General features: G+C 72.5%; 9 protein-coding genes. 4 read left to right on the top strand and 5 right to left on the bottom strand.

All coding sequences use genetic code 11. The annotated features are described in order from the left end of the window. Window positions 1–158: 158 nt before the first annotated feature. The 3 genes from ACQCO7_RS23845 to ssd all read right to left on the bottom strand — a co-directional run bounded on the left by ACQCO7_RS23845 (window position 159) and on the right by ssd (window position 3,435). Window positions 159–1,019, bottom strand: a complete 861-nt coding sequence (locus ACQCO7_RS23845; protein WP_464073748.1) for a type II secretion system F family protein — start codon at window positions 1,017–1,019, stop codon at window positions 159–161. Then, a complete protein-coding gene (locus ACQCO7_RS23840) occupies window positions 1,016–2,167 on the bottom strand; it encodes a TadA family conjugal transfer-associated ATPase (protein ID WP_464073747.1) in 1,152 nt (383 codons plus the stop codon). Before ACQCO7_RS23840 ends, ACQCO7_RS23845 begins: the two co-directional genes overlap by 4 nt. Window positions 2,168–2,304: 137 nt before the next feature. Then, window positions 2,305–3,435, bottom strand: a complete 1,131-nt coding sequence (ssd, locus tag ACQCO7_RS23835) for a septum site-determining protein Ssd (protein ID WP_464073746.1) — start codon at window positions 3,433–3,435, stop codon at window positions 2,305–2,307. A gap of 628 nt (window positions 3,436–4,063) precedes the next feature. Between ssd and ACQCO7_RS23830 the strand changes: the two genes are divergently transcribed. Continuing rightward, entirely contained in the window at window positions 4,064–4,891 is an 828-nt protein-coding gene (locus tag ACQCO7_RS23830; protein WP_050371489.1) for an HAD family hydrolase, read from the top strand. 336 nt (window positions 4,892–5,227) lie between these two features. Here the strand turns inward: ACQCO7_RS23830 and ACQCO7_RS23825 are convergent, their stop codons facing one another. Next, window positions 5,228–6,043, bottom strand: coding sequence for a Fic family protein (locus ACQCO7_RS23825; protein WP_464073745.1), 816 nt, complete (start codon window positions 6,041–6,043; stop codon window positions 5,228–5,230). 101 nt (window positions 6,044–6,144) lie between these two features. Between ACQCO7_RS23825 and ACQCO7_RS23820 the strand changes: the two genes are divergently transcribed. Next, window positions 6,145–7,125: an ATP-binding protein gene (locus tag ACQCO7_RS23820; RefSeq protein WP_075694068.1), complete on the top strand. Its 981-nt coding sequence runs from the start codon at window positions 6,145–6,147 to the stop codon at window positions 7,123–7,125. Here the strand turns inward: ACQCO7_RS23820 and ACQCO7_RS23815 are convergent. Then, window positions 7,115–8,398 (bottom strand): polysaccharide deacetylase family protein, encoded by a 1,284-nt coding sequence (locus ACQCO7_RS23815; protein WP_464073744.1) that lies wholly within the window; start codon window positions 8,396–8,398, stop codon window positions 7,115–7,117. The genes ACQCO7_RS23820 and ACQCO7_RS23815 overlap by 11 nt on opposite strands. A gap of 291 nt (window positions 8,399–8,689) precedes the next feature. On the opposite strand from ACQCO7_RS23815, the gene ACQCO7_RS23810 reads away from it, so the two are divergent. Then, window positions 8,690–11,503: a bifunctional SulP family inorganic anion transporter/carbonic anhydrase gene (locus ACQCO7_RS23810; protein ID WP_464073743.1), complete on the top strand. Its 2,814-nt coding sequence runs from the start codon at window positions 8,690–8,692 to the stop codon at window positions 11,501–11,503. Window positions 11,504–11,728: 225 nt separating this feature from the next. Next, complete coding sequence (gene acs / locus ACQCO7_RS23805) at window positions 11,729–13,684, top strand: acetate--CoA ligase (RefSeq protein ID WP_464073742.1); 1,956 nt, start codon at window positions 11,729–11,731, stop codon at window positions 13,682–13,684. Window positions 13,685–13,810 lie beyond the last annotated feature (126 nt).

Genomic DNA, 13,810 nt, shown 5'->3' with positions numbered 1-13,810 from the left:
CTGCCGCACCCCGTCACCTCCCGAACCTCCGACCCGAACCGACCTCCAGCCCCGTCACCTCCCGACCCGAACCGACCTCTCGCCCCGTCACCCCCCGAACCGAACCCCGCCCTCACCCCCCGCCCCAAAGCCCCACCCCTCCACCCCGCCCGCGCCCCTCACCCCACCTCCGCCCCCCGAACGATCCGAGCCACCCACCACACCCCCGCCGCCTCCAACACCCCGCCCACCACCAGGCACCCCACCCCCACCCCGGAGTGCAGCAACACCCCCAACGGATCCGCCCCGACCGCCGCCCCCAGCCCCAGCCCCACCACCGGCAACCCCGCCAGCATCACCGCGGTCGCCCGAGGCCCAGCCAACTGAGCCCGCAGATCCGCCCGTTGGTCCCGCTCCGCACGCAACGCCTCCTCCACCCGATCGAGCCCGGCAGCAAGCCCGGCCCCCTGGTCGACGGCGACCCGCCAGCACGCGGCGAGCCCCAGCAGCCCCTCCGCGCCGGGCTGCCGAGCGGCAACCGCGAGGGCGGCCGGCACATCCCCGCCGAACCGCGCAGCGGCCAGCACCCCCGCCCGCGCCTCGTCGAGCCCGGCGGACTCCCGCGCGGCCAGCGACAGCGCCTCCCCGGGCTGCCGCCCCGCCCGCACCTCCCCGGCGAGGACCGCGCACAGCCCGATCACCGCGTCGACCCGGCTCTCCCGCTCCCGGCGGGCCTCGGCGGCCAGCCGCAGCCTCCGTACGAGCGGCACCGCGGCGACCCCGGCGAGCACCGGCAGCGCAGACGCCCCGAACACCCCGAAGGCGACCCCGACAACAGGCGCCCACCACTCGGCCCGCCACCGCTCCCGCACCCGCCGCCACTCCCGCCCGGCGTCCCACCCTCCGTCCACGACGACCCCGCCCCCGGCGAGCAGCAGCCGAGCCCGCCGGACCCCTTGCCGCTGCTCCCCGACGGTCCAGAACACGACCCCGGCACACGCGACGGCCGCGCCCAGGGACAACTCGTACGCCGACGTCACGCGCCCTCACCCCCGAGCAGCTCCCGCAGCCGCGCCCACCCGGTCTCCTGGACGAACGCCTCGGCGCCCCACCGCAGCGCCGGCACGGTCCGTACGAGCCCGGCGGGGTCCCGCTCCAGGACGTGCACCTCGGCGATCCTGCGCCGCCCGCTCCCGTCCCGTACGAGGTGCAGGACGACCGACAGGGCCGCCGCCAACTGGCTGTGCAGCGCGGCCCGGTCGAGCCCGGCGGCGGTGCCGAGCGCTTCGAGGCGGGCGGGCACGCCGGACGCGGCGTTGGCGTGGACCGTCCCACAGCCGCCCTCGTGGCCGGTGTTGAGGGCCGCCAGCAGGTCCAGGACCTCGGGCCCGCGCACCTCCCCCACGACCAGCCGGTCCGGCCGCATCCGCAGCGCCTGCCGTACGAGGTCCTCCAGCGTGACCAGCCCGGCGCCCTCCTGGTTCGCGGGCCGGCTCTCCAGCCGTACGACGTGCGGGTGATCGGGCCTCAGCTCGGCCGAATCCTCCGCAAGCACGATCCGCTCCCCCGGCCCGACCAGTCCCAGCAGGGCGCTCAGCAGCGTGGTCTTCCCGGTCCCCGTCCCGCCGCTGACGAGGAACGACAGCCGCGCCCGCAGCAGTGCCCGCAGCACCCGGTCCCCGCCCGGCGGCACGGTCCCGGCGGCCACCAGCTCGTCCAGCGTGAACGCCTTGGGCCGTACGACCCGCAGCGACAGGCACGTGCACCCCACGGCCACGGGCGGCAGCACCGCGTGCAGCCGGGTCCCGTCGGGCAGCCGCGCGTCCACCCAGGGCCGGGCATCGTCGAGCCGCCGCCCTGCGACAGCGGCGAGCCGCTGAGCGAGCCGCCGGACAGCAGCGGCATCGGAGAACGCGACCCCGGTCAGCTCCAGCCCGCCGCCCCGGTCCACCCAGACCCGGTCATGCGCGGACACCAGCACATCGGTCACCGACGCGTCCCCCAGCAACGGCTCCAGCGGCCCGCTCCCCACCAGCTCCGACCGCAACCGATCCGCCGCCCCGAGCACCTCGGCGTCCCCCAGCACCCGCCCCTGCTCCCGCAGGGCCTGAGCCACCCGAGCCGGCGTCGGCTCACCCCCACTGACGGCCAGCCACTGCCGCACCCCGTCCAACAACTCGACACTCACGACTCTCTCCTCCCGAAGAACAAAGAACGAAGAACGAAGAACACGGACAACTCCCGAACAAACGCGCTACACACACCCCGCACCTACGGCCGGCCGCACCGCCCCACCCACCGACCCGCACCCGCACCCGCACCCGCTCACCTCACCGCCCCCTGAACCCCCCGATCACCCCCGCCTCCCTCCACCAACGCCCGCTCCCAGAACTCCTTGCAGAATCGCCCCAGCGGCCCCCGGGCAGCCGCGCCCGGCGGTCTGCGCCCCGTGTCCGCCTTCAGCAGCGCCGGGTCCAGCGGGACTTCACCTGCCAGCGGGAGCCGCAGCAGCCGTGAGACCTCGTGGTCGTCGAGGCCGGGTACGTACGGCGCGCGGACGGCGACGCGGAGGTCCCGCAGGACCATGCCGACGGCCGAGGCGACGCGTCCGGCCGCGGCGACGGCGCGGAGTTCCGCGGGGACGACCAGGAGCCCCAGGTCGAGCTGGGCGAGCACCTCGGCGACGCCGTCGTCGAAGCGGCGGGGCAGGTCGACGACGACGGTCCCGCCCCGGCGCCGCGCGGCGGCGAGGACCGCGCGGACGGCCTGCGGCGGAACCGCGACACAGTCGCCGCGGTCCCAGCTGAGCACCCGCAGCGCGTGCAGCTCGGGCAGCGACTCCTCCAGCGCACCCCCGCCGACCCGCCCCCGGGAGGCGGCGAAGGCGGGCCAGCGCAGCCCCTTCGCGGTCTCCCCGCCGAGCAGGACGTCGAGCCCGCCGCCGAGCGGATCGGCGTCCACGAGGAGCGTGCGCAGCCCTTCCCGCGCGGAGGTCACCGCGAGGGCGCAGGCGAGCGTGGAGGCCCCGGCGCCCCCGCGCCCGCCGATGACGCCGACCGTGAGGGCGGGCCGCCCCACGCCCTCGGCGACGTCGGCGATCCGGTCGACGAGCCACTGCTCGCCGTCGGGCAGCACCAGCACATGGTCGGCCCCGATCTCGACGGCGAGCCGCCACACGTCGGGGTCGTCCTGGTCGCGCCCGACGAGCACGACCCCGCGACGGCGCGCGGAGTGCCGTACGCGTCGGGCGGCGTCGTCGCCGACGAGGACCAGCGGCGCGGACTCCCAGACGCCCCGGCGCTGCGGCAGCGCGGGGTGCACCTCGGGTGTCGCGCCGGCGGCGGCGCACAGCCGCAGCAGGTCGTCCAGCAGGCACACGTCCTCGGTGACGATGAGCGGCCTGCCCGGCCGCCCCGGAGCTGTGGACGACGGGTCGTGTGTGACGGATCCGGACACGGTTTCCTCCCCCTTCTCGCAATCGACCGACATCGGCGGCCGGACGGAAACCGGCCACCCCGCGTCCGAAAAGCGGAACGGGCCCGGAACTCGGCCCGACCTGACGCGGTGGAATCACGATGCGGCGGCCCCGGAAATCGTGTGGATCTTGGTCGAAAACTGTGGACGGAGGACGGCCTGTGGATATCTCCGTCACCCGAACCGGTGAGCCCTCCGACTTCCGCTGACTTCCGCCTCCCGGAAATCCCGACGGAGTGTCGACAAAACCCCCGCCCCCACTCCCGCGAACTCACCACCCCCACCCCCTCGAACTCCCCCGTCCCACCTCGGCGATCTCCGCAGAGCATCATCACGACTACGCTCAGTGATGCTCCGTGGGCATGCGAAAGAGGCGGCCGAAGCCGCCTCGTACAGCGTGATCACCGGGGAGAGAGGGGAAAAACCCATCCGGACATGCGACGACCCCCACCGGGGGGGAGAGTGGGGGTCGTCTCCGCGGCCCTACTCGGGGGGGGAGGAGTCGGGCCGGGTTAGCACGGTCGCGAACGATCCGTGACTTCCATGGTGTACCCGAGAGCCCTCTCAGGCAAACCCACACGCCTCAGCTTACGCCGAATGGGCTGCACCTATGCTCAGGGATGTGGAAAACCACCCCTCTCCCCGGACTGCGGCCTTCTTCGACCTGGACAAGACGGTCATTGCCAAGTCGAGCACTCTCACCTTCGGCAAGTCCTTCTACCAAGGCGGTCTGATCAACCGCAGGGCGGCCTTGCGCACCGCATATGCCCAGTTCGTCTTCCTCGTGGGCGGTATGGACCACGAGCAGATGGAACGCACCCGCGAGTACCTCTCCGCGCTGGTGCGCGGCTGGAACGTCGAGCAGGTGAAGGAGATCGTCGCCGAGACCCTGCACGACCTGATCGACCCGATCATCTACGACGAGGCCGCCTCCCTCATCGAGGAGCACCACACAGCCGGCCGGGACGTCGTCATCGTCTCCACCTCGGGCGCCGAGGTCGTCGAGCCGATCGGCGAACTCCTGGGCGCCGACCGGGTGGTGGCGACCCGGATGGTCGTGGGCGACGACGGCTGCTACACCGGCGAGGTCGAGTACTACGCCTACGGCCCGACGAAGGCGGAGGCGATCAGGGAGCTGGCCGAGTCCGAGGGCTACGACCTGGAGCGCTGCTACGCGTACAGCGACTCGGCGACGGACCTGCCGATGCTGGAGTCGGTCGGGCACCCGCACGCGGTGAACCCGGACCGCACCCTGCGCCGTGAGGCGCTCGCGCGCGGGTGGCCGATTCTCGACTTCCACCGCCCGGTACGGCTCAAGCAGCGCATCCCCTCGTTCGCACCCCGCCCGGCACTGGTCGCGGCGGCGGCCGTGGGCGCGGCGGCGGCGACGGCGGGGCTCGTCTGGTACGTCAGCCGGAAGCGGCCCCCGTTGATCTGACCGAATGCCCCTGTTTGCGACCAAAAGCAAAGAATCGCGGCCAGGACTTTCGCTCTCCCGGGTCCGGGAGTACAAAGGAAGACACGGCCCGCGAGACCGAAGGACATCCGAGAGGATCACCTGACTGACGCACATGGCCCCACGGACCGAGCATGTGAACAGGGCACCCACGCGACGTCGACCCGTCGATTACGGGCCAGCCGCACCAGGTGACGGGCGAAGCTCCCGGCCTGATGGGCAACATTCGAGGACGCTTGGTAACCCGGTGAACATGCCAGCGGCGGTACGGATCCCGTACCGCCGCACTTTCCTGTCCCGCGCGCCCGCGCGTGCGCCTCAGGCGGCCCCGCGCTGGAGCGCCTCACAGACGGCCGTGGACTCCCGCGCTCCCAGCTCCACCGCCCGCCCGCAGTGCGCGATCCACGCCCCGACCCCCTCGGGCGTCCCGGAGACGTACCCCTCCAGGGCCGCGAGGTAGGCGGCCCGCCCCAGCTCCGCGTGCCCCACCTCGGCGGGGCAGATCGACTTGGGGTCGAGGCCGCTGCCGATCAGGACGATGCGCGCGGCGGCGCGCGCGACGAGCCCGTTGTGGGAGGTGAACGGCCGCAGCGCGAGGAGTTCGCCGTGGACGACGGCGGCGCTCACCAGCGCGGGCGCGGAGCTGCCGGCGACGATCAGCCCGGAGAGGCCCTCCAGGCGCGCGGAGACCTCGGCGGCGCCCGGCAGGGGGAGTTCGACGAGGGGTTCGTCGACGGGCTCGCCGCCTTGCCGGGGGCGCCCGGTCGCGCCGCTCTGCTCGGCCGCGGCGACCAGGTGCAGGCGCGCGAGCACGCGCAGCGGCGACTGCCGCCACACGGACAGCAGCTGGCCCGCCTCGGCGCTCAGCCTCAGCGCGGCGCCCACCGCGCGCGCCTGGTCGTCGGCGCGGAAGTCGGTGCGCCGGCGCACCTCTTCGAGCGCCCAGTCCGCCCCGGCCAGCGCGGCCGAACCGCGCGCCCCGCGCAGGGCGGCCTCGGAGGTGACGGCGGTGCTGCGGCGGCGCATGACGCGGTGGCCGTAGACCCGGTCCACGGCCTTGCGGACGGACTCCACGGACTCGGCCACCCCGGGCAGCTCGCCCAGGGCCACAAGAGGATCGGCGGTCGTACTCATGAGTACGACAGTAACCACCCCGCGCCCGCGCCCCTCGAAGGAGTGGTCTTCTTCACGCACCCCTGCCACGCAGCGCCAGCGGGCCACTACCCTTCGTGAACATGAAAATTGCTTTCGTCGGGAAGGGCGGCAGCGGCAAGACGACGCTCTCCTCCCTGTTCGTCCGGCATCTCGCCGCCCTCGGCGCGCCCGTGATCGCGGTCGACGCGGACATCAACCAGCATCTGGGGCCCGCGCTCGGCCTCGACGAGGACCAGGCTGCGGCCCTGCCCGCGCTGGGCGAGCACCTGCCGCTGATCAAGGACTACCTGCGCGGCGACAACCCGCGTATCGCCTCGGCCGAGACGATGATCAAGACCACCCCGCCCGGCGAGGGCTCCCGGCTGCTGCGGGTGTGCGAGGACAACCCGGTCTACGAGAAATGTGCCCGGAGTGTGGAACTCGACGGCGGCGCCGTCCGTTTGATGGTCACGGGCCAGTTCACGGACGCCGACCTCGGGGTCGCCTGCTACCACTCCAAGACTGGTGCAGTGGAGCTGTGTCTCAACCATCTGGTGGACGGCCCGGGCGAATACGTCGTGGTGGACATGACGGCAGGTTCGGACTCCTTCGCGTCCGGCATGTTCACCCGCTTCGACATCACGTTCCTCGTCGCCGAGCCGACCCGGAAGGGAGTCTCCGTCTACCGCCAGTACAAGGAGTACGCCCGGGACTTCGGCGTCGAGCTGAAGGTCGTCGGCAACAAGGTGCAGGGCCCGGACGACGTGGACTTCCTGCGCGCGGAGGCCGGGGACGACCTGCTGGTGACCGTCGGCCACTCGGACTGGGTGCGCGCCATGGAGAAGGGCCGCCCGCCCCGGTTCGCGTCCCTGGAGGAGGCGAACCGTACGGCCCTGGAGCGGCTGCGGTCGACCGCCGACGCGTCGTACGCCCGCCGCGACTGGGAGCGGTACACGCGCCAGATGGTGCACTTCCACCTGAAGAACGCCGAGTCGTGGGGGAACGCGCGCACCGGGGCCGACCTGGCGGCGCAGGTCGACCCCGGCTTCGTCCTCGGCGAGGGGCTCGCGGTTACCGCGTGACGGTCGCGGCCGGGGCCCCGGGGACGCCCTTGGGGGCGGGGGCCGGGCGGGCGCTCAGGAAGTTCGCCCAGCCCTGCTTCGGGGCCTCGCCGACGTCGAGGGTGCGGAGTTTCGCCAGCACCTTCGGGTCCTGGGCGTCGAGCCAGTCGGAGAGCTGGCGGAAGGAGACGCAGCGGACGTCGGGCTTGTTGCAGACCCGCTCGATCGTCTCCTCGACGGCGCGCATGTAGGTGCCGCCGTTCCAGGACTCGAAGTGGTTGCCGATGATCAGGGGCGCGCGGTTGCCGTCGTAGGCGCGGTGGAAGCCCTTGAGGAGGCCGTCGCGCATCTGGTCGCCCCAGTACTCGTGCTTGTCGGGGTCGCCCTGGGTGGTGGTGCCGGACTGGTTGACCATGAAGTTGTAGTCCATGGTGAGCTGCTCGTAGGAGTGGCCGGGGAACGGCACGAGCTGCATGGACAGGTCCCACAGCCCTTCCTTCTTCCCGGGCCACAGCTGGTTGTTGACGCCGCTGGTGTCGTAGCGGAAGCCGAGTTCGCGGGCGGCCTTGCGGAAGTTCTTCTGGCCTTCGAGGCAGGGCGTGCGGGCGCCGACGAGTTCCTTGTCGTAGTCGAAGGGCAGGGGCGCCGCCTTCGTCATCCCGGTGTTGGTCCGCCAGGTCTTGACGAATCGTTTGGCCTGGGCGATCTCGTCCTTCCAGTCGTCCACCGACCACTCGCCGACCCCGCCGCCCTTGCCGCAGAAGTGGCCGTTGAAGTGGGTGCCGACCTCGTTGCCCTCCAGCCAGGCCAGGCGCAGTTGCTTGACGGTGTCGGCGATGCCCTGCTCGTCGTTGAAGCCGATGTCGGAGCGGCCCGGCGAGTGCTGCGGCGGCCGGTAGAGGTCACGTTTCTCCTCGGGCAGCAGATACACGCCGCTGAGGAAGTACGTCATCGTCGCGTGGTTGGCCTTGGCGACCCCCCGGAAGTGCGAGAACAGCTTCTGGCTGTCCTCGCCCGCGCCGTCCCAGGAGAAGACCACGAACTGCGGCGGCTTCGCGCCCGGCGCGAGCCGCTCGGGGCGGGGCAGGTGGGGCTGGGCCCCGGTGTAGGAGGTGGACCCGTCCCCGATGAGCCGTACGGCGCTCTTCGGCGCCGGGGCGGCCGGCTTCGCCTTCTGCGGACCCTGCGCCCCCTCCTTGGCGCCGGGCGAGCCGGTGCCCGCGCAGCCGGCGAGCGACGTGGCGACGGCCGCGGCGAGCACTGCGCACGCGGCGATCCTCTGGGTGGCGGCCATCAGCATCCTTCTTTCCCGGAGTTCCCGGCGCGACGGTGGTGGGCCGCCGGGGCGAGCCGACGGCGCCGCCAAGGTCGCACGGGACCGGAAAGGAATTAGTACGACAAGCCGATCAAATAGCCGCTTCATCCCGAAGAGTGAATTATTGGCCCATTTGCTCGTGAGTTCTATTCCGGGACTTTACTCTGCATTACGATTCGTTTACCGAGTGTTATCTCATCCCGCCGCTGTATTGCCGTGCCCCACGGTCGCGAGTTCCGCGACCGCGCTGCCCCTCAGGAGACGGGAAACATGTTCACCTGCGCCCCCACCCGAGCCATCGACCCCTACGACCACACCCCGCGCAACCACCGGCCGCACAGCCCGCCGCCGCGCCGCCGCTTCCGCCTCGCCGGAGCCGACGTCTCCGCCTCGATCGCGGTCTTCCTGATCGCGCTGCCCCTCTCCCTCGGCATCGCGCTCGCCACCGGCGCCCCGCTCCAGGCGGGCCTGGTCGCCGCCGCCGTCGGCGGTCTGGTCGCCGGGCGGCTCGGCGGGTCCCCGTTGCAGGTCAGCGGCCCGGCCGCCGGGCTCACGGTGGTCACCGCCGACCTCATCCAGCGCTACGGCTGGCGCACGACCTGCGGGATCACCGTCCTGGCCGGACTCGCCCAGCTCGCCCTCGGCTGCCTGCGCGTCGCGCGTACGGCACTCGCCGTCAGCCCCGCCGTCGTCCACGGCATGCTCGCCGGCATCGGCGTCGCCATCGCCGTCGCGCAGCTGCACATCGTCCTCGGCGGCAGCCCGCAGAGCTCCGTCCTGGACAACCTGCGCGCCCTGCCCGCGCAGCTCGCCGGGCTGCACCCGGCCGCCGTCGCGGTGAGCGCGCTCACGCTGACGCTCCTGCTGCTGTGGCCGCGCATCCCCGGGCGTCTCGGGCGGCTGCTGCGGAAGATCCCCGCCGCGCTCGTCGCCGTCACCGGCGCCACCGCCGTCGCCGCGCTCGCCTCCCTCACGCTTCCCAAGGTCGACCTGCCGTCCTGGTCCAGCCACGCGCTCGCCGGACTGCCCGAGGGGCCGGTGTCCGGCATCGTCGCCGCCGTGCTGACGGTCACCCTGGTGTGCAGCGTGCAGTCGCTGCTGGGCGCGGTCGCCGTCGACAAGATGATCGCCTCCCGGCAGACGTCCGCGCCCGTGGCCGGCAAAGGCCCCGGCCCCCTGCCGTCGGCGCCCGCCCCGCGCGTGGGCCGCTCCGACCTCAACCGCGAACTGCTCGGCCAGGGCGCCGCGAACATCGTCTCCGGCGCGCTCGGTGGCCTGCCCGTCGCCGGGGTCGCCGTCCGCAGTTCCGCGAACGTGCACGCGGGCGCGGTGAGCCGGAACTCCACGATGCTGCACGGCGTTCTCGTGGTGATCGCCGCGCTGCTGCTGGTCCCGGTCCTGGAGCTGATCCCGCTCGCCTCCCTCGCCGCCCTGGTCATGGCCGTCGGCATCCAGATGGTGTCGCTGCACCACATCCGTACGGTGACGCGCCACCGCGAGGTGCTGGTGTACGCGGTCACCACCCTCGGCGTGGTGTTCCTGGGCGTCCTGGAGGGCGTCCTCCTCGGGATCGCCGTCGCCGTGGCCGTCGCCCTGCGCCGCCTCGCGCGCACGCGCATCACCCACGCCGAGGAGGACGGCGTCCACCACATCCACGTCCGGGGCCAGCTGACGTTCCTCGCCGTCCCGCGCCTCAGCCGCACCCTCCACCTCGTCCCCCAGGGCGCGCACGCGGTCGTCGAGCTCGACGGCTCCTTCATGGACCACGCGGCGTACGAGTCCCTCCAGGACTGGCACAAGACGCACACCGCGCAGGGCGGCACCGCCGACCTCACGGGGCGGCGCACGCCCGCCGCGCCCGCCGAGTGCCGGTGCCGGCCCTGGACGCCGTGGCGCAACCACCAGTGCGGGAGCCTGATGCCGGCCCCGCAGGAAGCGGCCGGGGCTTCGGGGTTGGGCGAGGACAGCGGCGTACCTCCGGAGGGCGGGCGGTGGACGGGTGGCCCGGGGGACGGAACCCCGGCGCCAGGAGCCCCAGGGCCGGAGGGCGGAACCCCGGGGGTTCGCGGCGGAGCATCGGGGGCCGGGGACGATGGGGCCGGCCACGCCGGTACCCCCGCTCGGACCGGCCCAGCAAGCGCCCCCGCCGGAATCGGCCCCGCCAACACCCCCCTCGGGACCACCCCAGCGAACGGCCCCACCGGGACCGGCCCCGCGAGCGCTCCCGCCGAAACCGGTCGCGCCAGCACCCCCGCCGACACCCCCGCCGAAACCAGCCGCACGAACGGCCCCGCCGGTACCCGCCCCGTGAACGCTCCCGCCGGAACCCCTCGCACCGGCACCCCCACCGGCTCCAGCCGTCCCGAGGCCCCCGGCACAACACCCCCCGGCGCCCCCAAGAGCACCGCCACCCCCGTCCCCCCGCCCAGCGCGCACCAACTCGCCCGCGGCATCAGCGCGTTCCAGCGCAACACCGCACCCCACGTGCGGGGCGAGCTGGCGCGGCTCGCCAGGGAGGGGCAGCGGCCGGCGCAGTTGTTCCTGACCTGCGCGGACTCGCGGCTCGTGACGTCGATGATCACCTCCAGCGGGCCGGGTGACCTGTTCGTCGTACGGAACGTGGGCAACCTCGTGCCGCTGCCCGGCGCGGAGAGCGGGGACGACTCGGTGGCGGCGGCGATCGAGTACGCGGTGGACGTGCTGAACGTGCGGTCGATCACCGTGTGCGGGCACTCCGGGTGCGGGGCGATGCAGGCGCTGCTGAATACCGAACCGGGCGGCACGCAGACCCCGTTGAAGCGGTGGCTGCGGCACGGGCAGCCGAGTCTGGAGCGGATGGCCGACGACAGCCGCGCATGGGCGAAGCTCGCCGGGCGCGCGCCCGTGGACGCGGTGGAGCAGCTCTGTCTCACCAACGTCGTCCAGCAGTTGGACCACCTGCGCGCGCACGAGTCGGTGGCCCACGCCCTGCGCACCGGCGCGCTGGAGCTGCACGGCATGTACTTCCATGTGGGGGAGGCACAGGCGTACCTGTTGACGGAAGACGTCTTCGATCACGTGGGGACGACGGACCGCGTGGTCTGACGCGCCTTCCCCGCAAACCGGTAATTCGAACCCCAACCCCCCGGAGTGTGAAAGGTGTTACACCTGCTGAACTCCCTTTCCCCGAGATCCGTGGGTACGGATGACCCGGCTGGTCCTGGAGCTCTACAGGTCTAAACCATTGATCGGCCGACCCTTGTCATCGCTCCCCGGGTCTGATGAGCTGTGGCCCGGGACACAACGGACACCCTGGGAAAGGGAGATGTCGTGAGCAACGAAAGCCTGGCCAACCTCCTCAAGGAGGAGCGGCGCTTCGCTCCGCCGGCTGACCTGGCGGCAGCCGCCAACGTCACGGCCGAGGCGTACGAACAGGCCAAGGCTGACAGGCTCGGCTTCTGGGCGGCGCAGGCCCGTCGGCTGAGCTGGGCCGAGGAGCCGACCGAGACGCTGGACTGGTCGAACCCGCCGTTCGCGAAGTGGTTCAAGGACGGCGCGCTGAACGTCGCCTACAACTGCGTCGACCGGCACGTGGAGAACGGCCTGGGCGACCGGGTCGCGATCCACTTCGAGGGCGAGCCCGGCGACAGCCGGGCCATCACCTACGCGGAGCTGAAGGACGAGGTCTCCCGCGCGGCGAACGCGCTGCTGGAGCTGGGCGTCCAGGCCGGCGACCGGGTCGCGATCTACCTGCCGATGATCCCCGAGGCGGCGATCGCGATGCTGGCCTGCGCCCGCATCGGCGCCCCGCACTCGCTGGTCTTCGGCGGCTTCTCGGCGGACGCGCTGGCCACGCGCATCCAGGACGCCGACGCGAAGGTCGTCATCACGGCGGACGGCGGCCACCGGCGCGGGAAGCCCGCGGCGCTCAAGCCGGCCGTGGACGACGCCGTCGCCAAGGCGGGCGGCGTGCGCAGCGTCCTCGTCGTACGGCGCACCGGGCAGGAGGTCGCCTGGGACGACAGCCGCGACCTGTGGTGGCACGACGTCGTCGGACGGCAGTCCGCCGAGCACACGCCGCAGGCATTCGACGCCGAGCACCCGCTGTTCATCCTGTACACCTCGGGTACTACGGGTAAGCCCAAGGGCATCCTGCACACCTCCGGCGGTTACCTCACCCAGGCGGCGTACACCCATCACGCCGTCTTCGACCTCAAGCCCGAGACCGACGTGTACTGGTGCACCGCCGACATCGGCTGGGTGACCGGGCACTCGTACGTCGTCTACGGGCCGCTCGCCAACGGGGCGACCCAGGTCATGTACGAGGGGACCCCCGACACCCCGCATCAGGGGCGCTTCTGGGAGATCGTCCAGAAGTACCGGGTGTCCATCCTCTACACCGCGCCCACCGCGATCCGTACGTTCATGAAGTGGGGCGACGACATCCCCGCGAAGTTCGACCTGTCCTCGCTGCGGGTGCTGGGGTCCGTGGGTGAGCCCATCAACCCCGAGGCGTGGATCTGGTACCGCAAGAACATCGGGGCCGAGAAGACGCCCGTCGTCGACACGTGGTGGCAGACCGAGACCGGCGCGATGATGATCTCGCCGCTGCCCGGTGTCACCGAGGCGAAGCCCGGGTCCGCGCAGACGCCGCTGCCCGGGATCTCCGCGACCGTCGTCGACGACGAGGGCAACGAGGTTCCGAACGGTGGCGGCGGCTACCTCGTCCTCACCGAGCCGTGGCCCTCCATGCTGCGCACCATCTGGGGGGACGACCAGCGGTTCATCGACACGTACTGGTCGCGCTTCGAGGGCAAGTACTTCGCCGGGGACGGCGCGAAGAAGGACGACGACGGCGACATCTGGCTGCTCGGGCGGGTGGACGACGTCATGCTCGTGTCCGGGCACAACATCTCCACGACGGAGGTGGAGTCGGCGCTGGTCTCGCACCCGGCGGTCGCGGAAGCGGCGGTCGTCGGCGCGACCGACGAGACGACCGGGCAGGCGATCGTGGCGTTCGTGATCCTCCGGGGTACGGCGTCGGAGAGCGAGGATCTGATCACGGACCTCCGCAACCACGTGGGCGCGACCCTCGGCCCCATCGCCAAGCCGAAGCGCGTCCTCCCCGTCGCCGAGCTCCCGAAAACCCGCTCGGGCAAGATCATGCGGCGTCTGCTGCGGGATGTCGCGGAGAACCGCGAGCTGGGGGACGTCACGACGCTGACCGACTCCACGGTCATGGACTTCATCCAGGCGAAGCTTCCGGCTGCGCCCAGCGAGGACTGAGACACCGGCTGACAGGGACGCTCCCGGCATCGGAAAGGGTGCCGGGAGCGTTTGTGTGTGCGGCTACTGAAGTGGGGGCTTCTGATCGCTGCCGAGTGCGGACCGTCCGTGGCTGGTCGCGCCCAC

The sequence above is a fragment of the Streptomyces saintjeani genome (assembly GCF_055409605.1).
The sequence above is the reverse complement of the archived record's forward strand: the minus strand, read 5'-3'. Positions and strand labels throughout refer to the sequence as shown.

Bases quoted from the DNA above. Each gene is read 5' to 3' on its own strand.
- ACQCO7_RS23825 (WP_464073745.1), bottom strand. From the start codon at position 6,043: ATGAGTACGACCGCCGATCCTCTTGTGGCCCTGGGCGAGCTGCCCGGG.
- ACQCO7_RS23815 (WP_464073744.1), bottom strand. From the start codon at position 8,398: ATGGCCGCCACCCAGAGGATCGCCGCGTGCGCAGTGCTCGCCGCGGCC.
- ACQCO7_RS23810 (WP_464073743.1), top strand. From the start codon at position 8,690: ATGTTCACCTGCGCCCCCACCCGAGCCATCGACCCCTACGACCACACC.
- ACQCO7_RS23820 (WP_075694068.1), top strand. From the start codon at position 6,145: ATGAAAATTGCTTTCGTCGGGAAGGGCGGCAGCGGCAAGACGACGCTC.
- ACQCO7_RS23830 (WP_050371489.1), top strand. From the start codon at position 4,064: ATGCTCAGGGATGTGGAAAACCACCCCTCTCCCCGGACTGCGGCCTTC.